This is a genomic window from Acinetobacter sp. 809848, assembly GCF_000581275.1.
Lineage (GTDB): Bacteria > Pseudomonadota > Gammaproteobacteria > Pseudomonadales > Moraxellaceae > Acinetobacter > Acinetobacter pittii.
In genome coordinates this window covers 94,585-114,777 of sequence record NZ_JEXG01000002.1, presented here as the reverse complement: position 1 = coordinate 114,777, position 20,193 = coordinate 94,585, and the positions used below count along the sequence as shown (strand labels likewise).

Annotated in this window: 21 protein-coding genes; 15 read left to right on the top strand and 6 right to left on the bottom strand. The window is 40.3% G+C overall.

The genetic code is table 11. The features are described from left to right. Positions 1 to 46: 46 nt before the first annotated feature. Positions 47 to 889: a class I SAM-dependent methyltransferase gene (locus tag J536_RS06950; RefSeq protein WP_032062475.1), complete on the bottom strand. Its 843-nt coding sequence runs from the start codon at positions 887 to 889 to the stop codon at positions 47 to 49. A gap of 325 nt (positions 890 to 1,214) precedes the next feature. Further along, positions 1,215 to 2,234 (bottom strand): beta-N-acetylhexosaminidase, encoded by a 1,020-nt coding sequence (gene nagZ, locus J536_RS06945; RefSeq protein WP_017482035.1) that lies wholly within the window; start codon positions 2,232 to 2,234, stop codon positions 1,215 to 1,217. A 192-nt stretch (positions 2,235 to 2,426) separates the two neighbouring features. Between nagZ and J536_RS06940 the strand changes: the two genes are divergently transcribed. The 14 genes from J536_RS06940 (at position 2,427) to J536_RS06875 (ending at position 17,082) form a co-directional block, all read left to right on the top strand. Next, positions 2,427 to 4,610: a carboxy terminal-processing peptidase gene (locus J536_RS06940; protein ID WP_017482036.1), complete on the top strand. Its 2,184-nt coding sequence runs from the start codon at positions 2,427 to 2,429 to the stop codon at positions 4,608 to 4,610. A 137-nt stretch (positions 4,611 to 4,747) separates the two neighbouring features. Then, positions 4,748 to 6,037 carry a glycosyltransferase family 4 protein gene (locus tag J536_RS06935; protein WP_080777103.1) on the top strand — a complete coding sequence of 430 codons (1,290 nt, stop codon included), beginning with the start codon at positions 4,748 to 4,750 and terminating at the stop codon, positions 6,035 to 6,037. 24 nt (positions 6,038 to 6,061) lie between these two features. Continuing rightward, positions 6,062 to 6,613, top strand: a complete 552-nt coding sequence (locus J536_RS06930) for a phosphatase PAP2 family protein (RefSeq protein ID WP_017482038.1) — start codon at positions 6,062 to 6,064, stop codon at positions 6,611 to 6,613. 99 nt (positions 6,614 to 6,712) lie between these two features. Continuing rightward, positions 6,713 to 6,913, top strand: coding sequence for a Fe-S cluster assembly protein IscX (gene iscX / locus J536_RS06925; RefSeq protein WP_004698764.1), 201 nt, complete (start codon positions 6,713 to 6,715; stop codon positions 6,911 to 6,913). 113 nt (positions 6,914 to 7,026) lie between these two features. Further along, a complete protein-coding gene (gene ndk / locus J536_RS06920) occupies positions 7,027 to 7,458 on the top strand; it encodes a nucleoside-diphosphate kinase (protein WP_000963851.1) in 432 nt (143 codons plus the stop codon). A 123-nt stretch (positions 7,459 to 7,581) separates the two neighbouring features. Next, positions 7,582 to 8,817 (top strand): 23S rRNA (adenine(2503)-C(2))-methyltransferase RlmN, encoded by a 1,236-nt coding sequence (rlmN, locus tag J536_RS06915; RefSeq protein ID WP_002115097.1) that lies wholly within the window; start codon positions 7,582 to 7,584, stop codon positions 8,815 to 8,817. A 14-nt stretch (positions 8,818 to 8,831) separates the two neighbouring features. Further along, the gene (gene pilW, locus J536_RS06910; RefSeq protein ID WP_002114699.1) at positions 8,832 to 9,632 is read left to right on the top strand and encodes a type IV pilus biogenesis/stability protein PilW; all 801 of its coding nucleotides are present in this window, start codon (positions 8,832 to 8,834) and stop codon (positions 9,630 to 9,632) included. Further along, on the top strand, positions 9,623 to 10,414 hold the full coding sequence (locus J536_RS06905; RefSeq protein WP_017402542.1) for a helix-turn-helix domain-containing protein: 792 nt from the start codon (positions 9,623 to 9,625) through the stop codon (positions 10,412 to 10,414). The genes pilW and J536_RS06905 overlap by 10 nt, the downstream gene beginning before the upstream one ends. A 21-nt stretch (positions 10,415 to 10,435) precedes the next feature. Then, positions 10,436 to 11,551: a flavodoxin-dependent (E)-4-hydroxy-3-methylbut-2-enyl-diphosphate synthase gene (ispG, locus tag J536_RS06900; RefSeq protein WP_002115078.1), complete on the top strand. Its 1,116-nt coding sequence runs from the start codon at positions 10,436 to 10,438 to the stop codon at positions 11,549 to 11,551. After that, positions 11,548 to 12,840, top strand: coding sequence for a histidine--tRNA ligase (gene hisS, locus J536_RS06895; protein WP_017482039.1), 1,293 nt, complete (start codon positions 11,548 to 11,550; stop codon positions 12,838 to 12,840). The genes ispG and hisS overlap by 4 nt, the downstream gene beginning before the upstream one ends. 28 nt (positions 12,841 to 12,868) lie before the next feature. After that, positions 12,869 to 13,567 carry a YfgM family protein gene (locus J536_RS06890; RefSeq protein ID WP_005066180.1) on the top strand — a complete coding sequence of 233 codons (699 nt, stop codon included), beginning with the start codon at positions 12,869 to 12,871 and terminating at the stop codon, positions 13,565 to 13,567. Continuing rightward, positions 13,567 to 14,712 carry an outer membrane protein assembly factor BamB gene (bamB, locus tag J536_RS06885; RefSeq protein WP_005066182.1) on the top strand — a complete coding sequence of 382 codons (1,146 nt, stop codon included), beginning with the start codon at positions 13,567 to 13,569 and terminating at the stop codon, positions 14,710 to 14,712. The genes J536_RS06890 and bamB overlap by 1 nt, the downstream gene beginning before the upstream one ends. A 189-nt stretch (positions 14,713 to 14,901) precedes the next feature. After that, positions 14,902 to 16,311 (top strand): ribosome biogenesis GTPase Der, encoded by a 1,410-nt coding sequence (gene der, locus J536_RS06880; protein ID WP_005066184.1) that lies wholly within the window; start codon positions 14,902 to 14,904, stop codon positions 16,309 to 16,311. 114 nt (positions 16,312 to 16,425) lie between these two features. Then, positions 16,426 to 17,082 carry a 4'-phosphopantetheinyl transferase family protein gene (locus tag J536_RS06875; RefSeq protein WP_017482040.1) on the top strand — a complete coding sequence of 219 codons (657 nt, stop codon included), beginning with the start codon at positions 16,426 to 16,428 and terminating at the stop codon, positions 17,080 to 17,082. A gap of 70 nt (positions 17,083 to 17,152) precedes the next feature. On the opposite strand, the gene secB is transcribed toward J536_RS06875, so the two are convergent. The 4 genes from secB to rsgA all read right to left on the bottom strand — a co-directional run bounded on the left by secB (position 17,153) and on the right by rsgA (position 19,483). After that, the gene (gene secB / locus J536_RS06870; protein ID WP_002115005.1) at positions 17,153 to 17,611 is read right to left on the bottom strand and encodes a protein-export chaperone SecB; all 459 of its coding nucleotides are present in this window, start codon (positions 17,609 to 17,611) and stop codon (positions 17,153 to 17,155) included. Between the two features lie 27 nt (positions 17,612 to 17,638). Further along, on the bottom strand, positions 17,639 to 17,896 hold the full coding sequence (gene grxC / locus J536_RS06865) for a glutaredoxin 3 (protein WP_002114715.1): 258 nt from the start codon (positions 17,894 to 17,896) through the stop codon (positions 17,639 to 17,641). A gap of 11 nt (positions 17,897 to 17,907) precedes the next feature. Further along, positions 17,908 to 18,324, bottom strand: coding sequence for a rhodanese-like domain-containing protein (locus J536_RS06860; RefSeq protein WP_000443006.1), 417 nt, complete (start codon positions 18,322 to 18,324; stop codon positions 17,908 to 17,910). A 97-nt stretch (positions 18,325 to 18,421) separates the two neighbouring features. Next, complete coding sequence (gene rsgA / locus J536_RS06855) at positions 18,422 to 19,483, bottom strand: ribosome small subunit-dependent GTPase A (protein WP_005066188.1); 1,062 nt, start codon at positions 19,481 to 19,483, stop codon at positions 18,422 to 18,424. A gap of 126 nt (positions 19,484 to 19,609) precedes the next feature. On the opposite strand from rsgA, the gene orn reads away from it, so the two are divergent. Continuing rightward, positions 19,610 to 20,176, top strand: coding sequence for an oligoribonuclease (gene orn, locus J536_RS06850; RefSeq protein ID WP_000099436.1), 567 nt, complete (start codon positions 19,610 to 19,612; stop codon positions 20,174 to 20,176). Positions 20,177 to 20,193 lie beyond the last annotated feature (17 nt).

Here is a 20,193-nt window from a genome sequence, read left to right as displayed (position 1 = left end):
ATTTTTTCATAAGTGGAAGTCTCAAAAATTATGAGACTTCCATTTATTATTTTATTTGAGCGTGAATAATCCAAACTAAGTCGCCTAAATGCTCTTCATGGCTATCTTGAGAAACTTCCCCAAAAAATATTTGTGGCTGTTCAATAGTAACCTGCTCAAATTCTGTATCTTTAAAAAAGTCATTAACTTCTTGTGGACTTTTGAAATGAAAACTAAATGAACTGCGAGACATGAGTTTAAGTAACTTACTACTATTCCAGATAATACTAGCAAGTTTGTTTTTAACTGGTTCAGGGTAGAGGTCTGTTAAATAGTGAAACTTTTTAAAAGTAACACCATAGTGGCCAATCGATTGGATCAATTGTTTTAATAAATTTTTATCAAAATAATTAATTAAACCTTCACTAATCACAACCAGTGGGCGGTTAGGGTCAAATACTTCAAATGCTTGTGCAAAAGCTTCTGTAAATAAATCAACTGATAAGATTTCAGGTGCATTTTTTTCAATTTGCTGTAACGCATTTTGTTTGGTTTGTGCCATATCGGGCAAATCAAGCTCCCGATAGGTAATAGAAGGGTAATGTTGTCTAAACCACCAGCCACGTGGCGACAAGCCACATGCTATTTCAAGCACCTGTAAATCAGAATTTTCTTGAATGAGTTGTTCTAAATGGTGATCAAGCATGGTGTGGCGTTGTTTGAGCGTCGTGCGCATGCTACCGCCCACATATTTCTCTGCCCATGATTCTATCGGGTGAACTAAATATGCCAATGATTTGCCTTTGGTTGTGGCAAGTGCTTCATGAGAGATTCCCATTTGATACCAGATATAACCCGTATAGTGGGCTGTAAAAGAGATGTGGCGGTGTTTTGAAAGTTGTTGTGTCATTCGTCCTGAACTCGATTTATTGTTTTTGTGTGATCTTCATTATTTATAAAAATGAAGAATTTTTACTGCATTGATGTTGAATGAACCTGCATGACGGAGTCCTGTCAATTAGGTTAGCATTTTGGGATGAACTTTCAGTTGGAGTTACTTTTCTTTCGGGAAAAGTAACCAAAACCATTGTCATACGCAAAACCTGTTCACTTTCTGAATCTATCAAATATATTGAAGCAATCAATATCCTTCAGCAGATGAGTAGGTTGCGTATGACTTAACCGCGTATCAGATAGTGAATAGGTTTTTGTAGCCAATTAAAATTTTTACTAACTTAAATCGAATTTTTAAACTCTTCAATGGCTGTTTTGACAGCTTGCCACTCATTTCCAAGCGATAAGGTTTCACCGATCTGAATTTGTGGAATTTGGCCGCGCATGCGTTCTAAACGCTCTTGGTTTGGTAGTTCTAAGTTTGTAATACCTTCGAGCGCTGTACAGGCTGCACTTCGGTCATTACACACCAGTCCCATGTCACACCCAGCCGCTAGAGCAGCCTGAATACGCGCATCTGCCCCCCCTGCGACACAAGCAGCCTGCATGCTTAAGTCATCAGAGAAAAGTACACCATCAAACTTCAAACGCTTGCGTAGAACTTCTTGAATCCAGAAAGGTGAAAAACCTGCTGGATTTGGATCAACTTGATCATAAATCACATGTGCAGGCATGAGCGCATCAAGCTGAGGCATAAGCTTAATGAAGCTTTGCATATCATGGTTATAAATTTCGTCATAGCTACGGCTGTCGATTGCAGCAGCAACATGAGAGTCGGCTTTCACAGAACCGTGGCCTGGGAAATGTTTGCCCGTATTTGCCATTCCAGCTTTTTTCATGCCTTGCATAAATGCGCCTGCAAGTGGGGCAATATCTTCAATATTTTTAGAGAAGCCACGGTCGCCAATCACGTCACTAATTGCATTAAGATCTAAAACTGGTGCAAAACTAAAATCGATGCCGACTGCAAGAACTTCTGTTGCCATTAACCAACCGCACTGTTCAGCCAGCTCAAGTGCTTTTTGAGGTTGAGTTAAATATAAATCCCCAAAACGGCCCATGGCTGGTAATACGGTAAAACCTGATCTTAGTCGTTGAACTCGGCCACCTTCTTGGTCAACAGCAATCAAAATATCTGGGCGAATTTGACGCATATGGTCGGTTAAAGCACGTACTTGTTGTGGAGATTCAATATTTCGTGCAAATAAAATCATGCCACCGACTTGCGGAGCGCGTAATAGTTCAATATCTTCTTGAGTAAGTTCTGTGCCGGCGATGTCCAGCATCAATGCGCCAATCATATTGGTTCCATTTGAATTTTGATTGAAAAACAATAAGCGAATTTTGCAATGTTTTGCTACATTTTGTCAGTACAGAATATGATAAAACTACACGGTATAAACAATTTAGTTGGTTAAGATTTTGAATCTGCTTAGTTCATATCGAAAACAGAGCGTGTAAGATAGGAACACCCAAGGAAGTATTAAAAATTTATGAAACTTCAAACTATAGCTTGTGCAGTAGCGATCGCGACTGGCGGTTTATTCTTCTCTCATACGATGAATGAAGCGAGAGCGGCAACCAATACTGCTGCGGTTTCTCAATCAATCCAGCCAACGCAAGAACAGGCTTTGGTGGCTCGCCAACTGGCAACTTTAGTTGATCGTCAACATTATTTAAATATGCGTCTGGATGCGAACACATCAAATCGTATTCTGGATATGTATTTAGATAGCCTTGATCCAGATCACTCATTATTTCTAGATTCTGAAGTTCAAAATTATAAAAAACTATATGGTTCAAATTTTGGTGCTTCATTAAAAGCGGGGAATTTAACTGGACCGTTTGCAATTCATCAGCAATATCGTGAACGCTTAAAACAATTTTATGAGTTCATGTTAGCTGAGTTAAAACAACAGCAAAATTTAAAGCAGCCTAATAGTTATATTGAAGTTGATCGTGAAAAAGCACCATATTTTAAAACGACTGCTGAGCAACAGAATCATTGGCGAAAAATGTTGGTTTCACAGTTAATCAACTTAACCATTAGCCGTGAAGAAGAGCAGGCGAAGCAAAAAGCGCTTAAAGAGAATCCTTCACTTGCAAATGGGCAAGACTTAACTGGCCCAGAAGATTTAACGCCAGCCCAAACGTTAACTAAACGTTATACGCGTCAGCTTGAAAGAATTAGTCGTGTGAAAAGCGATGACGTCTTGGATAAAACATTAAATGCAATGTTGGCAACTTATGATCCACATAGTAACTATTACCCGCCAATTGATGCGATAGAACTTAATCGCCAAACTACCTTGCAGCTTGAAGGTATTGGTGTGTCGATTCGTCCAGAACGTGGCAACGAAGATTACACCAAAATTGAAACCATTGTAGAAGGTGGCCCTGCAAGTAAGTCTGGTCAAGTGAAATCAGGAGATCGAATCATTGGTGTCGCTCAAGAAGGCGAGAAAATGATTGATGTGATTGGCTGGACAAGTTCTGAAATTGTTGGGCTTATTCGTGGTAAGCGCGGAACGAAAGTCACGCTAAAACTTCTTGGTGCTGGCGCATCAATGAGTCAGGCTCGTAATGTGACTTTAGTACGCGATGTTATTCAAGAAGAAGATGCTGGTGTTCGTTCACGCACAGTTGAAGTGACACGTGATGGTAAAAAGCATGTGTTGGGCGTAATTGAAATTCCATCGTTCTATTTTGACTATCGTTCACGTCGTGCGGGTAAACAATATCGTTCAGTTTCTGAAGATACTGCAAATGCTTTTGAGGCGCTAAAAGCGAAAAAAGTAGAAGGTATTATTATTGACTTACGTAATGACCCGGGTGGCTCATTAGAAGAAGTTGCACGTATGTTGGGGCAGGTGATTAAGTCTGGCCCGGTAGTACAAATTCGTGATGGGAATGGCAACGTAAGCGTGTTTGAAGATAACGATGGCGGTCAGCAAATTTATACAGGTCCACTCGCGGTATTGGTGAACTTGGCATCTGCATCGGCAAGTGAGATTTACTCTGCTGCAATTCAAGATTATGAGCGCGGTATTATTATTGGTAGTACAACCACTGGTAAGGGTACAGCTCAGGTACAACTTGATACTCTGGCATATGGTCAAGCGACTTTAACTCAGCGTAAGTTCTATCGTATTACAGGTGGTAGTACACAAAATAAAGGTGTAGTGCCAGACATTAAACTCGTCGACATCTATAACGAAGAGTTTGGTGAGCGTAAATCGAAGAATGCGTTGAAGTGGGACACAATTCCTACTGCACCATTTAAACGAGAGGGTTCTGTTCAGCCTTATGTGACAAAGTTGTCCCAATTCTCTGAACAACGTGTTGGCAATGACGCTCAGTTTAAATATCTAAATAAACGTACTGCGATTGCTAAGGTGACGAGTGATCAAAAACAAGTAGTACTTGATATTGATAAGCGCCGTGCTGAATTACTTGGCTTAGAGAAACAAACTTTAGATGCAGAAAATGAACGCCGTGCTGCAACGGGTCAAAAGCCTTTTGCAAACTGGGAAAGCTATCAAGCTTCATTAGATGCTCTAGCTGAATCTCGCGCTAAAATGAAAGCATCGCAACGTCCAGCGTTACCAGAAGAGGAAACTTTTGTGACTGAAGCTGCTAATGTACTCATGGATTATGCAAAATTGCAAAATCGCTAAGAGTTACTAGAATTTAAGAAAAAGCATGCTGTCATCAGTGTGCTTTTTTTATTTTTCATGTCAGTAAACTGTCATGCATTTATCATCAAAATGTCAAAAAAACTGCTTAATCTTTAAGCATGAAAATAAATACATTGATGGATGGCGCTATGCAAAGTTCATATGCGACAGCACTATTAAAACAACAGCAACTTCCTGAAAGCTTCCAATTCTTTTTTAAACAAAAGCAGCAGCTATCTAATGCACATTCATTGCATGATTTGGTGCGCCCACGTTTAAAAATTGCGATTGTAACGGAAACTTGGCCACCCGAAATCAATGGTGTGGCACTTTCATTATTGCAGTTATGCCAAGGTTTACAAAAACAGGGGCATAAGATTTTACTGATTCGCCCAGAGCAAAAAGCGAAATGTCATGACTTTACGCCAGAGCAAGAATGTCTGGTGATGTCGCAGGCGATTCCAAAATATCCAACTTTACAATTTGGTTGGCCACAATATTTAAAAGTATCGAAAGCTTTTGAAAAGTTTGTGCCAGATGTTGTGCACATCGTGACTGAAGGGCCGTTAGGTTTAACCGCCATGCAGGCTGCTAAGGCAAAAGCTATTCCTGTTTCGAGCGGCTTTCATTCGCCATTTCAAGACTTTAGTCGTTTCTTCGATTTGGCTTTTTTAGTCAAACCGATTCAAAAATACCTGTGCTGGTTTCACAATAACACTCAAGTGACCTGTGTGCCGAGTAAAGATACTCAAGAAGCATTACGCGGTTTTGGTATTACTTGTCCACTGGTTGTCGTTGGGCGTGGCGTAGATACGACCAGATTTTCACCGAAGCATCGCTCTGAAAATTTGCGAAAACAATGGGATGCTGATGATAATACTCGCGTTATGCTTTATGTGGGGCGTTTGTCTCCCGAAAAAGAAGTGCAAGTGCTCATTGAAAGTTATGCGAACCTAAAAACCATTCAGCCACATAAAACTAAATTAGTTATTGTGGGAGATGGCCCAGATTTTGCTCGTTTAAAGTCACTACCTGAAGCGAAGGGTGTTATCTTTACCGGAAGTCTAAGAGGTCAGGATTTGGCGGCTGCCTATGCGAGTGCAGATGTATTCGTATTTGCGAGTCAAGTTGAAACGTTTGGTAACGTAGTTTTAGAGGCAATGGCAAGCGGTTTACCAGTTATAGCGTATGATTATGCATGTGCACATCAATACTTAACACATGGTGTGAATGGCTGGTTAAGCCCACTTGGACAAAAAAACCACTTTATACAACAAATTTATCAGCTTCCTTCGGTACAACAACTTAGAGAAATGGGCGTACAAGCCTGTCATAAAGTACAGCAAAGCGGTTGGCAACTTCCGGTTCAGCAATTGGAGCAGGCATTTTATCAGGTAGTGAAGGAGCCCTCGTTGGACTTCACCTAAGTATCCTAAGATAGGAGAATGACCATGAAATTTAAGAATGCAAAAATAAAAATACTCGATTTAGATTTGAGAGGCTGTTTATATCTGAACAATTTCTCTCACTCACAGCGTGTTGCCCTTTTTTTCAAAATTATCAGTCGTGTTGGTGATGGTCCATTTTGGTATCTAATGTTGGCAATCGTGTGGGGCATGCAAGGTATCACCTATAGCTTGCAAATTATCTACTTGTTGCTAGGTGGTTCTGTCGGCACAGCAATTTATAAATTTTTAAAACATAAGACAACGCGACCACGTCCTTATCAGGTGCATCAGGTGATTGTGCTTGGTGAAAGACCGCTTGATCACTTTAGTTTTCCATCAGGCCACACACTTCATGCAGTCATGGTGACAATTGTATTGGGTTACATCCAGCCAGTTTTGCTTGCTGCCATGTTCCCATTTATGGTGCTTGTCGCTTTGTCTCGTATGGTACTGGGTCTTCATTATCCAAGTGATGTGATTGTTGGTGCGCTAATTGGTGCAGCGGTCGCGGCTACGATTATTTTTGTGGCGCCATTATTGAACATCGCTTTATAAGCATCGGTAATTTTTATCAGCTTAAGCTATCGATTAAGTTTGTGGATTTGCTAAAGTACACAGTTCGTGATTTAGCAGATTAAACAGATAGGAGCCGCTATGGGCTTACGTTGGACAGATACCATTGATATTGCCATTGAATTGTCAGAAGCACATCCAGAAGTTGATCCGCAATGGATCCGTTTTACCGATTTACATGCATGGGTGTGCGCATTGCCAGACTTCAGTGATGACCCAAATAAATCGACAGAAGGATTGCTAGAAGGCATTCAGATGGCCTGGATAGACGAAGTTCGCTAAAAATAGTAGAAAAATCGCAACTTTTACACATTCAAAGCTGATTATTGCCTATGACATCGGTATAATGCGGCAAATTTTTTTAAAGTTTAAATCTTAAAATAAAGGAGCCACTCATGGCTATTGAACGTACTTTGTCTATCGTAAAACCTGATGCAGTGTCTAAAAACCACATCGGTGAAATTTTTGCTCGTTTTGAAAAAGCGGGTTTAAAAATTGTTGCGACTAAAATGAAACACCTTTCTCAAGCTGATGCTGAAGGTTTCTATGCTGAGCATAAAGAACGTGGTTTCTTTGGTGACTTAGTTGCATTCATGACTTCTGGTCCAGTTGTAGTATCTGTTCTTGAAGGCGAAAATGCAGTTCTTGCACACCGTGAAATCTTAGGCGCTACAAACCCTAAAGAAGCTGCTCCTGGTACGATTCGTGCTGACTTCGCTGTAAGCATCGACGAAAACGCTGCTCACGGTTCTGACTCAGTTGCTTCTGCAGAGCGTGAAATTGCTTACTTCTTTGCTGACAACGAGATCTGCCCACGCACTCGTTAATCGAAAGCATTCAAACCAGATAAGTGGTATACTACTTATCTGGTTTTTTTATTCTCTTAAGAGAATATTGTTTGATTCTTGAACAATATCTTCAGTTTTTTGACATGGTTTAGGTAAATACACATGAGTTCTGCAGTGGTCGTTTCATCTGAAAATCTTGATGGACAGCAGCAATCTTCGTCCACGCCGGTAATCCCTGCTGCCGAAAATAAAGTGAATTTACTCGGCATGTCTCGTCCTGAGTTAGAAAAATTCTTTGAAGATATTGGCGAGAAAAAGTTTCGTGCCGGACAGGTCATGAAATGGATACATCAATACTTTGTTACTGACTTTGCTGAAATGACCAATATTTCAGGCAAACTACGTGCGAAGCTTGAACAGATTTGTGAAATTAAAGCTCCTGAAGTGGTTCACCGTCATTACTCAAAAGATGGTACACGTAAGTGGGTGTTTCGCGTAGGTGAGGGTGCAGGTTCTTTAGTTGAAACTGTATTAATTCCTGCCGAAGATAAGACTGGATTACGTAAAACGCTTTGTATTTCCTCTCAAGTGGGCTGCGCATTAGATTGCTCATTTTGTTCAACAGGTAAACAAGGTTTCCAACGTGATTTAACGCCAGATGAAATTATTGGGCAACTCTGGATGGCAAATTATTCTTATATGGAAGAAGTGCCTGTTGCTGAGCGCGAACGCTCAGTTACCAATGTTGTGATGATGGGCATGGGTGAGCCATTGCTCAACTATGATGCTGTATTAAGCTCAATGCAGATTATGCTAGATGACTTTGCTTATGGCATGTCAAAACGTCGTGTGACTTTATCGACATCAGGTGTTGTACCAAAAATTGATCAACTTGCAAAAGATATTGATGTGGCTTTAGCCATTTCTTTACATGCGCCAAATGATGAATTACGTAACGAATTGGTACCTATTAATAAAAAATATCCATTGGCTCAGTTAATTGCAGCATGTCAGCGTTATATTGCCAAAGATGGTAATGAAAGTACGCGTAAACATGTGACGATTGAATATGTGATGTTAGAAGGCGTGAATGATCAGCCTGAACATGCACAGCAAATGATTAAATTATTAAAAAATTTACCAAGTAAAATTAACTTGATTCCGTTTAACCCGTTCCCGCATGCGCCATATGGTCGCTCAAGCCGAAATCGTATTATCTCGTTCCAAAAAACTTTGTCTGATGCGGGATTTGTGTGTACGATTCGTCAAACACGTGGTGATGATATTGACGCTGCATGTGGGCAGTTAGTAGGTCAAGTGGCTGACAGAACCCGCCGTGCTGAACAGTGGCAGAAAAAAGTCACACAGCGTCAAGAGATTTTGCGTACACAAGGATAAATTGAGGGCAGGCTTTGAGTATTCCAAAGTTAAAAACGGTCTTATGTATGGGGATTGCAGTTGCATTTCTGGTAAGTGGTTGCCAGACAACGCATACGCAAAAAAAAGACCCAGAGAAAGCGGTAAAGGTGCGTACACAACTTGCTGCTGAACATATCCGTTCGGGTGACTTGGACTCAGCAAAGCGAGCTCTTGATCAAGCTTTAAGTGTAGATAGCCGCGATGCTACTGCAAATATGATGATGGGTATTTTGCTACAGCAAGAAGGTAGCAAACCCAATTTAGAAAAAGCAGAACATTATTTTAAAAGAGCAATTTCATCTGAACCGGATAATGCTCAAGCACATAATAATTATGGTACTTATTTATATCAAATGGAGCGTTATAATGATGCGGTTGAGCAATTTCGTATTGCTGGCGCAACATTAGGTTATGACCAACGCTATCAGGCATTAGAAAATCTGGGGCGTATTTATTTAAAATTGGGTGATGTTGCGAATGCTGAAAAAACATTCAAACAAGCACTCCTTGCTAACCGCGACTCTTATATTTCAATGTTAGAGTTAGCGGAAATTTTTTATTTGCAGCAGCAGATTCCGGCTGCTACACAAATGTATGAGCAATATGTTCGTACAGTGGGGCAGAAAAATCAGGGTGCAAGAGCACTTTGGATTGGTGTAAGAGTGGCTCGAGCCAATGCGGATAAAATGGGAATGCAAGTGTTAGTAAACCAGTTACGTGCTTTGTTCCCGGAAAGTCCAGAATATCAACGTTATTTGCAATTACAGTATAGTACTGAGGCCGTATGGAAATAAATCCTAATTCACAGCAGCCAACTGGCTCAAGCTTACCGACTTCTGCTTTAGGAAATATTCAACGTCCTGGCGAGTATTTACGTCAAATTCGAGTTGCTCAGAATAAAGAGTTAGGGCAAGTTTCTTCAGATTTAAATATGCCGGTTAAGACCTTGACCGCTTTAGAGCAAGATGACTATAAATCATTGCCGGAAGCGACTTTCATTAAGGGTTATTACCGTTCATATGCAAAATATTTAAATACGGACGCGACGGCAATAATTCAGCGTTTCGATGAGATTTATGCAAATGATACTGGGCTGTTACCAAATCATGCCTTAAATAATTCGCCAATTAAAATCATGGGTAAACTCCCGGGTTCTAATAGTGATCGTAATAAGAAATGGTTAAAACGCATATTTCTTGCTGTTGTAATTCTTGCTGTTGTGTCATTGCTTGTTATGGGTGTCCAAAAATGGACTTCAAAGAAAGAAGATGCTGATTTACCTAAAGTAAATCAATCGAATGTTGAAGTTTTACCTATGCAAGGGGCTACCACCTCAACAGTGGGTGACCAATTGGTGTTAAACTTTAACCGACCAACTTCTGTTCATATTGTTGATGCAACAGGTAAAGTTTTGGCGACAGGTCGTCAGTCATCAACTTTAAACTTAAATGGTGAGTCTCCATTCCAGATTCGTCTTGATGATGCAACCGCTGTGTCATTAAGTCTAAACCAAGAACAGATTTCATTGTCTCCATATACGGTAAACGGTAAAGCAGAATTCCGTTTATCCCGCTAATACCATGAGTTGAGCGATACAATGATAGAGAACCCAATTAAACGTCGACCAACACGTAAAATCCGTGTTGGTTCGGTGTATGTCGGTGGCGATGCACCTATTAGTGTGCAAAGTATGACAAATACCGAAACTTGCGATGTCGATGCAACCGTTGCTCAAATCGAGCGTTGCGTTGATGCAGGTGCTGATATTATGCGTGTTTCGGTCCCATCTATGGAAGCTGCTGAGGCATTTGGTGCGATCCGTAAACGTGTTTCAGTTCCATTGGTGGCTGATATTCACTTTGACCATAGAATTGCTCTGGCAGTTGCAGACTATGGTGCAGACTGTTTACGTATTAACCCAGGCAATATTGGCTCAGACCAGAAAGTGCGTGAAGTCGTTGCTGCGGCGCGTCATCATGGCATTTCTATGCGTATTGGCGTCAATGCGGGTTCTTTAGAAAAAGATTTACAAAAGAAATATGGCGAACCTACAGGTGAGGCGCTGCTTGAATCAGCACTACGTCATATTGATATTTTAGATCGTCTCAACTTCCATGAATTTAAAGTCAGCGTAAAAGCATCAAATGTGTTTTTAACCATGGATGCTTATCGTTTACTTTCAAAGCAAATTGATAACCCATTACATCTAGGTGTGACTGAAGCTGGTATTTATCGTACAGGTACTGTGAAGTCGGCGATTGCCCTTGGCGGATTGTTGATGGAAGGTATTGGCGATACGATGCGTATTTCGCTTGCCGCCGAACCGGAAGATGAAATCAAGATTGGTTTTGATATCTTAAAATCACTAGGACTTCGTTCTAACGGTATTAACTTTATTGCTTGCCCAAGTTGCTCTCGCCAAGAATTTAATGTTATTCAGGTAATGCAAGCATTGGAAGAGCGTTTAGAAGATATTCGTACTCCAATGGATGTGTCGGTAATTGGCTGTAAAGTAAACGGCCCAGGTGAAGCAAAAGAAGCCGATATCGGGGTCGTTGGGGCTGCGCCTCGCTCATTGGTTTATCGTAATGGTGAAAAAAGCCATTTAATCGATACCGATCAATTGGTTGATGAAATCGAAACTATGGTTCGTCAACGTGTCCAAGAGCTTGAAGAAGCTAAATCTAAAGAAATTATTCGTAGTTCATCATGAGTTCAATCGTCGCAATCAAAGGTTTTAATGACATCTTGCCAACGCAAACAGTAGCGTGGAGACGTCTCGAGCAACATTTAGCATCTTTAATGGATGCTTATGGATATCAACAAATTCGTTTGCCGATCGTTGAACAAACGGGCTTGTTTAAACGTGCTATTGGTGATGCTACCGATATTGTTGAAAAAGAAATGTATACCTTTTTTGACAAAGGTAATCCACCAGAGTCATTAACCTTACGTCCAGAGGGTACTGCAGGTTGTGTTCGTGCTTTGGTTGAACATAATTTGTTGCGCGGTGCTACGCCACGCGTGTGGTATATGGGACCTATGTTCCGTTATGAAAAACCACAAAAAGGACGTTACCGTCAGTTCCACCAATTTGGTGTGGAAACTTTCGGTGTTGCGACTCCTGATATTGAAGCTGAAGTTATCTTGATGACAGCTCGATTATGGAAACGTATGGGCGTTGATCACATGGTTCAACTTGAGTTGAATACTTTGGGTGAAAAAGATGAGCGTACAGAGTATCGTAATGCTTTGGTTGCGTTTTTAAATGAGCATAAAGATGCGTTGGATGAAGATTCACAGCGCCGTTTAACAACGAATCCACTACGTATTTTGGATTCTAAAATTGAATCGACTCAGAAAATTCTGGAAAATGCGCCGAAATTATATGACTTTTTGAAAGAAGATAGTTTAAGTCACTTCCAACAATTACAAGACTATTTGACTGCTGCGGGTGTTAAATTTGTCATTAATCAAAAATTGGTGCGTGGTCTGGATTACTACAATAAAACCGTTTTTGAATGGACAACAACTGCACTTGGTTCGCAAGGTACGGTGTGTGGCGGTGGTCGTTATGATGGTCTTGTTGGTCAGCTAAAAGGTAAGCCAGATCAATCTGTACCTGCTGTTGGCTTTGGTATGGGGATGGAGCGTTTATTGCTTCTGGTTGAGCAAGTTGAACAGGCTCAAGTTATTCGTGATTGTGAAGTCTTCTTGGTTGCAGAACCTGCTTATCAAACTAAGGCTTTGATTTTAGCGGAACAATTACGTGACCAGTTAGAAGCTGAAAATAGCAGTATTCGAATCAAAACAGGTTCACAAGGCAGTATGAAGAGTCAGATGAAAAAAGCTGATCAGGCTGGGGCTGTTTACGCCATGATTTTAGGTGAGCGTGAATGGGAAGCACAGCAACTTGCTATCAAAGAGTTAGCAACAGCTGAGCAGTCTCAAGTTGCGCTGGCTGAGCTTGTACCATTCTTAATCGAAAAATTTACAAAATAAACTGAAACATCTGGAAAAGGACAATCACATGAGTGTAAGTGATGAAGAACAATTCGACAGCTTAAAGTCGTTCGCCAAAAAATATGGTTCTGCCATGATTAGCGGGATTCTCATTGCATTGATTGCCTTTTTTGGGTGGGAATATTGGCAAAAAAGAAATCTTGCGAGCAGCCAGACAGAAACTGCAAAAGTACAGCAGTTAATGGATGAGGCAAATGCAAGTGCTGATAATCCTAATGCTTTAACTTCGGTCACTGCATCGGCAGATAAAATCGTAAAAGATGATATCAATTCTGTTCAGGCGATACAGACTCAGTTTGTATTAGCAAAATTAGCCTATGAAAAACAGGATTATGCTGCTGCTGAAAAAGCATTGAAGAAAGTTGAAAATTCAAAAGTAAAAGATGAAGGTTTGATTCAGGTTGTAAAATTGCGTTTAGCAGATGCACAATTGGCGCAAAACAAATATGATGAAGCACTAAAAACCTTGTCTGGTAACGTCGATCCTGCATTTAAAGCAACAGTAGAAGAGTTACGTGGTGATATCTTTGTTGCTAAGAAAGATGTTGATTCTGCTAAAAAAGCGTATCAGGCAGCATGGGATTCGTTACTGGAACGTAAACAAGAACGACAAATTTTACAAATTAAACTCGAAAGTGTTGGCGTTTTAGTTGAAGATCCACAGATTGAGCGCCCAATTTTGGAAACACAGGTGGAAGAGTCTTAATGAATCAGAAATTCAAACTGCCTTTGGCAATTGCAATCGCATCAGCTGTACTGGTGGGATGTTCTAGCAACAAAGTAAAAGAAGCAAAACCAAATCCACTACCGAAATTGACTGAGTCGAAAAAGACTCTAGTACCCGTGTTTTCGCGCAGTGTTTCTTCTACTGATAAGGCAGATCCATTACGTTTGCAGCTTGACGCAAGTGAGGGCGTGGTCTTTACGCTTGACCCAAAAGGTGAGGTCGCTGCATATCGTGGCAAGGAACGCATTTGGGAGAAAAAAGTCAGCAAATTAGGCTTGAGCTCTGGTGTTGAAGCTGCTGAAGGAATTGTTGTTGTTGGTAATAGTAAAGGTCAACTTTTTGCTTTAGATCAGGCAACAGGTGAACAAAAGTGGACTGCACAGTTATCTGGTGCACTATTAAGTCCTTCTTTAGTTCAGTCTGGACGCGTTATTACCATTGCTAATGATGGTACTGTATTTGCGCATGATGCTGGTTCAGGCCAACAAGTTTGGGCTTATAAATTACCAAATGTCCAATTTAGTTTACGTGGTCAGGCCTCACCGGTGAGTCTTGACCCGCGTACCGTATTAATCGCATCTGCGAATGCGTATGTTTATGCAATTGATACGATTAGTGGTATTCCACGTTTCCAACGCCGTGTTGCAGTAAGTGAAGGCCGTTCTGATATTCAACGTTTGATTGATATCGATGGTGATCCTGCAGTTGCTGGACAGTTTATGGTAACGACTAGTTTCCAAGGACAAGTGACCGTAACTGATCTAGCTTCTCAACGTGTAGTTTGGAGTGAAGACTCAAGTAGCACGAAGCGTCCAGAAGTTTATGACAATAAAGTATTTGTTTCATCAACTGATGGTAAGTTAACTGCTTATGATTTAACGACAGGCGAACAAGTTTGGCAAAATGATAGTTTATTAAACCGTCATTTAAGTAACCCTGTTGTGTTGGGATCGGATCTTATTGTTGGTGATTTAGATGGCGTATTACATCTTGTTGATCCTGCAACAGGTAAGTTGATTGGTCGTTCAAAAACAAGTGGTGAGGTCAATACATTACGTGTTATTGAGAACCAACTTTACGTTTCGACCAGAAAAGGCGATTTAAGTATTTGGCAGAATCGTTAATTTCGTTTGCTTGTGCTAAAATAGCCGCTTAACAAATTACGCTGTTAAAAAAATATCGGGGTGTTTGAATTAAATCAGTTCAAAGCCCCGTCTTTTATTATGGTCATATCTGACCTTAAAATATATCTCCTGTATTGTTTCTAATGCTCATGCCATGAGATATGGCTGGTCTTGAATTAAGGTTATTGTATGAAACCCGTTATTGCGCTCATTGGTCGTCCGAATGTCGGAAAATCAACGTTATTTAACCAGATTACCAAGAGTCGTGATGCACTTGTAGCCGACTTCGCGGGTCTGACTCGTGACCGTAAATATGGTGATGCGACTTATCAAAATAAGTCTTTCATTGTTGTTGATACTGGTGGTATCGGTGAGAGCGAAGGCGGTATCGATAACTACATGGCCGAGCAGTCAAAAACAGCAATCAATGAAGCAGATATTATTATTTTTGTGGTTGATGCTCGTGCCGGATTATTAGCTTCTGATGAGCAAATTGCTCGTGAACTACGTACTTTAGGCAAGAAAATTTATCTTGTTGCGAACAAGGTAGATGGTGTTCATGCTGAAGCAGCTTTAGTTGAGTTCTATAAACTTGGTATGGGTGAACCATTACAAGTTGCCGCTAGCCATGGTCGTGGCGTACAGCAAATGCTGGAAGATGTACTTGCAGAAGTTCCAGAAGATGAAAACCCTGAAGAACATGACAAAGATACTGGCTTACGTTTAGCAATTATTGGTCGTCCTAACGTTGGTAAGTCAACACTGGTCAACCGTCTGCTTGGTGAAGACCGTGTGGTGGCATTTGACCAACCAGGTACAACTCGTGACTCTATTTACATTCCTTTTGAGCGTGAAGGCCGTAAATACACCTTAATTGATACAGCAGGTGTGCGTCGTAAAGGTAAGGTTGATGAAATGATTGAGAAGTTCTCAATTGTTAAAACTTTGCAAGCCATGAAAGATGCACATGTTGTCGTAGTTGTAGTCGATGCGCGTGAAGGTATTGTTGAGCAAGACTTGCATTTAATTGGCTATGCGCTTGAAGCTGGTCGTGCCATGGTTATTGCCATCAACAAATGGGATAACATGTCTGAATATGACCGCAAGCAATGTAAGCTTGATGTTGAGCGTCGTTTTGACTTTATTCCATGGGCAAAAATCCATTTAATTTCTGCTTTACATGGAACTGGGGTAGGTGATTTATATCCTTCTATCCACCGTGCTTATGAGTCTGCGAACTTAAAAGTATCACCAGCTAAATTGACTCAAATTTTGAGTGATGCGACAGAAGCCCATCAACCACCAATGATTAGCGGTCGTCGTATTAAAATGCGTTATGCACATATGGGTGGTCAGAATCCACCGACTATTGTGATTCATGGTAATAAGGTTGATAAGACACCTGCCGATTATCGCCGTTATTTAGAAAACGTGTTCCGTAAAGTGTATAAACTCGAAGGTACACCAGTTCGTATTGACTTTAAAACTTCTGAAAACCCGTTTGAAGGTCGTAAGAGTCAGGTTGATGAACGTACTGCTGCACGTCGCCGTCGTTATATTCAGAAATTTAAGAAAGCAGAGAAAAAATTTAACCGTTAAGTTTTTTATTGTTCAAAAACCCAAAGTTTTCTTTGGGTTTTTTATTACATGGTTTAATAAGTTATTGGTATTTTTTATATTAGCTTTAGTCCCTCATGGGATGGATTTAGAAAGATGAATGATAGGAAAATTGAAGTTTATATAGGAAAGCTCAATGAGTTTTTAAAACAAGAACAACAAAACTTTCCAGACTTCCGTTCATTTAATCATTATAAAAAACAACAAATACAGAGTGTCAGAAATCGACTGATTGCAGAGAAACTCCAACTCACGTCAATGGAATTGGAGTTTGCCAAGCATGAACATGGTAAACCTTATTTATTGAATCACACTTTGCATTTTAATCACTCACATAGCCAACAATACTACGCTTTAGCCATGAGCGAACAAGTTAAAGATATTGGGGTAGATGCTGAGGAACTGGATCGAAATGTACGCTTAGATGCTTTAGCAAAACATGCCTTTCATCCCGATGAATATGAAACATGGCTAAGCTTAGAACAAGATAGAGAATATTGGTTCAAAGTCTGGACCACAAAAGAAGCCGTTTTAAAAGCTTCAGGATTAGGTATACGTTTAGATTTAAATACGTTAAATACTCAGGCACATTCTACCGATCATGGTGGAGTCTGTTCTCACCCACTTAATGGGACATTTGCTTATCAGAATTTTATTGTTGGCAATATGATATTAACCGTGGCATGGCGTTCAGAGTTATCTTGCCGTGGTTTTCAGTTTCCATCTATTCAGCTTCACTCACTTGATCTTTAATAATTTTAATAGCACACATAAAAAAACCGCGTATTACGCGGTTTTTTTATTAAAGGGGAAAGCTAAAATATTAAGCTTGACCTTCAACAGCAGCAGCTTGAGCACGTTGCATATTCGCTTCGAACTCTGCATCAAAGTTGATTGGAGTAAGAAGTAACTGTGGGAAGCTACCTTTAGTTACTAAATCATTTACAGCTTCACGTAAGAACGGGAACAAAATATTTGGGCAGTATGCGCCTAAAATATAAGGTAAACGCTCTTCTTCAATGTTGTCGATCAAGAAAATACCTGATTGAGTTACATCTACAATGAACGCTGTTTCGTTGTCGTTATCGGCTTGTACCACAACTTTTAAAGAAACTTCAAAGTGAGTCGGGTCAATCTTTTCTGCAGCAGAAGAAAGATTGATATTAAGTTCAGGTTGCCATTGTTTAGTAAAAACCTGCGCCCCTGGAACCTCAAAAGAAATATCTTTTGTATAAATACGCTCTAAAGCTAATTGTGGTTGAACTTGTTGTTCTTCGCTCATTGTTTTTTCCTTAATATGGATGCGATGTTAAGCCAATAATTCGTCGAGTTTACCTTCACGCTCTAAAGCATAAAGTTGGTCAAAACCACCGATAAACTGATCGTTAATGAAAATTTGTGGGACAGTACGATGATTTGTGCGTTGCATTAATTCAACACGTACTTCTGGTGCTTCAACAGAAAGATTTACTTCTTTATAAGCAACACCTTTACGCTCAAGTAACTGTTTAGCACGAACACAATACGGGCATACAGAAGTTGAGTAAACAATGACATTTGCAGCCATGATAATTCTCCTTAAGCTTTTGGTTTGCTTTTAACAAGAGGTAAGCCTTGTGCTTTCCAGTTACTAATACCACCATCAAGACGATAGCTATCGTGGTGAGCAACTTTTTGCAAAGCACTTCCAGCAACTTGCCCCAAGTTGCAAATAAATACCAGTGGACGGTCACTTGCTTTTAATTCGTCAGCATGACTTGCGATTTGGCTATACGGAATATTGCGACTGCCACTAATGTGACCTTCGCGGAAATCTTTGCTATCGCGTAAGTCAATCAAAAGAGCATTTTTCGCTTTCACTAAAATACCAAGCGACTGTGGAGAAATTTTACGACCATTACGTTGACCTTCAAAAATGAAGAACAACACGATCAAGACTCCGAGCGTACCAAACAAAATGGGGTGATTCCCCATAAACTCTAACCAGCGTTCCACAAGTCACCTAAAAAATTAAAAAACAAAATTGACCTAGAGTATAGCGTATATAGATGGTGATCAAAATCACCACTTCAAGGGCAAATAGGGCAGAAAATCAGTTTTTTTGCTGCGCTTCTTGAATCTCATCGATTAAACGCAAAAAGCTATCTAAACGTCGTGGCAAAATTTCACCCGCTTCAACGGCCTGTTTTAGCCCACAATTCTTTTCATGCGTATGTGTACAATTACGGAATTGGCAAGATCCTAGATGTGCGGCAATGTCAGGAAAGCCCATACGAATTTTTTCTAAATCGAGATGCCAAAGCCCAAACTCACGAATTCCCGGAGAATCAATTAAGGCACCATTTTTACCGAAGTTGATTAAGCGCGTAGAGGTTGTCGTGTGTTGTCCAAGTGCAGAGTTTTCAGAAATAACATTGGTTTTTTGCTCTGCATCTGGAATGAGCACATTAATTAAAGAGCTTTTTCCTACGCCTGATTGCCCTACAAATGCTACGGTTTCACCATCTAAACGCTCAGATAAAGCCGAGATATCTCCCTTCTTTGACTGACAAATCATCACCTCATAACCCAAGGTTTTATATTCTTCTAATAGGGTAAGAATTGGGTCATTTTCAGTGAGTAAATCAGACTTATTGAGGACCAAAAGAGCAGGAATATTTGCATCTGCACAAGCAACTAAATACCGATCGATTAGCGTTGGAGCTGGTTCAGGAAGCGGTGAAAATACAATCACAATCAAACTGATATTGGCGGCTACTGGTTTAACTTTGTGATAGCGGTCAGGGCGGGTAAGTAAAGATGTACGTGGGTGAATGGCTGTAATAATGCCTAAACCCGTATTTGGGTCAGCCTGCCATTTAACACGATCACCAGTTACAAGTAACTCAAGATTAGTTCGAGTATGGCAACGCCAAACACTATTGAGCTCGATCGGCTTCCAGAATGGTTCTGGTTCTCCTTCGGCAACTTGTGGTTTTTCTGGGTGATGCTCAGGTACAGAGAGGGCTTGTACTTCAAGTTGACGGCCATAATGTTGTACAACGAGTCCGTCTAGATCCTGTGAAGTATCGATCTCTTCTTGGCGAGTTTTATGCTGTTTTTCAATACGACGTTGCTGTTGTTCAGTTAAACGACGCTTACGAATTAAAGCCATTCATATCCCAAAAAAAACCATTGTTTGAAGACCGCAAAAATAGCATGAAGCAGCTATAGAATTACAGCGCGGAAGCAAGAAATTTGCTACTATTGATGTTTTTACGGCATTTTAGAACGTACATTCATGAGCAGTACTTTAAATACACGATTAATTTGGATTGATCTGGAAATGACCGGATTAGATACCGATAATGACCAAATTATTGAAATCGCAACAATTATTACAGATGATCATTTAAATGTACTTGCCGAAGGTCCAGTTTTGGCTATTCATCAACCTGATCGTATTTTAAATGCAATGGATGAATGGAACACTCGTCAACATGGGCAATCTGGTCTGATTGAACGAGTTCGTCGCAGTAAGTTAACAGCCCGTGATGCTGAGTTACAAACTTTAGAATTCCTAAAAAAATGGGTGAATCCAAAAGTTTCACCAATGTGCGGCAATTCAATCTGTCAGGATCGCCGTTTCTTACACCGTCTTATGCCTGAACTTGAGCAGTATTTCCATTATCGTAATCTTGATGTATCTACGGTAAAAGAACTTTCAAAGCGCTGGCGCCCTGAAATTATGAGTGGCCTGAAAAAGAATGCATCACATTTGGCAATGGATGATATTCGTGACTCAATTTCAGAGTTGAAATATTACCGTGAATATTTCTTTATTATGAATACTGATGGTAAAGATTGATTACGTTGTAGACGTGA

Bases quoted from the DNA above. Each gene is read 5' to 3' on its own strand.
- J536_RS06905 (WP_017402542.1), top strand. From the start codon at position 9,623: ATGGAAATAAATCCTAATTCACAGCAGCCAACTGGCTCAAGCTTACCG.
- J536_RS06875 (WP_017482040.1), top strand. From the start codon at position 16,426: ATGAATGATAGGAAAATTGAAGTTTATATAGGAAAGCTCAATGAGTTT.
- J536_RS06930 (WP_017482038.1), top strand. From the start codon at position 6,062: ATGAAATTTAAGAATGCAAAAATAAAAATACTCGATTTAGATTTGAGA.
- iscX (WP_004698764.1), top strand. From the start codon at position 6,713: ATGGGCTTACGTTGGACAGATACCATTGATATTGCCATTGAATTGTCA.
- grxC (WP_002114715.1), bottom strand. From the start codon at position 17,896: ATGGCTGCAAATGTCATTGTTTACTCAACTTCTGTATGCCCGTATTGT.
- bamB (WP_005066182.1), top strand. From the start codon at position 13,567: ATGAATCAGAAATTCAAACTGCCTTTGGCAATTGCAATCGCATCAGCT.
- orn (WP_000099436.1), top strand. From the start codon at position 19,610: ATGAGCAGTACTTTAAATACACGATTAATTTGGATTGATCTGGAAATG.
- secB (WP_002115005.1), bottom strand. From the start codon at position 17,611: ATGAGCGAAGAACAACAAGTTCAACCACAATTAGCTTTAGAGCGTATT.
- ispG (WP_002115078.1), top strand. From the start codon at position 10,436: ATGATAGAGAACCCAATTAAACGTCGACCAACACGTAAAATCCGTGTT.
- ndk (WP_000963851.1), top strand. From the start codon at position 7,027: ATGGCTATTGAACGTACTTTGTCTATCGTAAAACCTGATGCAGTGTCT.
- J536_RS06940 (WP_017482036.1), top strand. From the start codon at position 2,427: ATGAAACTTCAAACTATAGCTTGTGCAGTAGCGATCGCGACTGGCGGT.
- J536_RS06950 (WP_032062475.1), bottom strand. From the start codon at position 889: ATGACACAACAACTTTCAAAACACCGCCACATCTCTTTTACAGCCCAC.
- der (WP_005066184.1), top strand. From the start codon at position 14,902: ATGAAACCCGTTATTGCGCTCATTGGTCGTCCGAATGTCGGAAAATCA.
- J536_RS06890 (WP_005066180.1), top strand. From the start codon at position 12,869: ATGAGTGTAAGTGATGAAGAACAATTCGACAGCTTAAAGTCGTTCGCC.
- rlmN (WP_002115097.1), top strand. From the start codon at position 7,582: ATGAGTTCTGCAGTGGTCGTTTCATCTGAAAATCTTGATGGACAGCAG.
- J536_RS06935 (WP_080777103.1), top strand. From the start codon at position 4,748: ATGGATGGCGCTATGCAAAGTTCATATGCGACAGCACTATTAAAACAA.
- hisS (WP_017482039.1), top strand. From the start codon at position 11,548: ATGAGTTCAATCGTCGCAATCAAAGGTTTTAATGACATCTTGCCAACG.
- nagZ (WP_017482035.1), bottom strand. From the start codon at position 2,234: ATGATTGGCGCATTGATGCTGGACATCGCCGGCACAGAACTTACTCAA.
- rsgA (WP_005066188.1), bottom strand. From the start codon at position 19,483: ATGGCTTTAATTCGTAAGCGTCGTTTAACTGAACAACAGCAACGTCGT.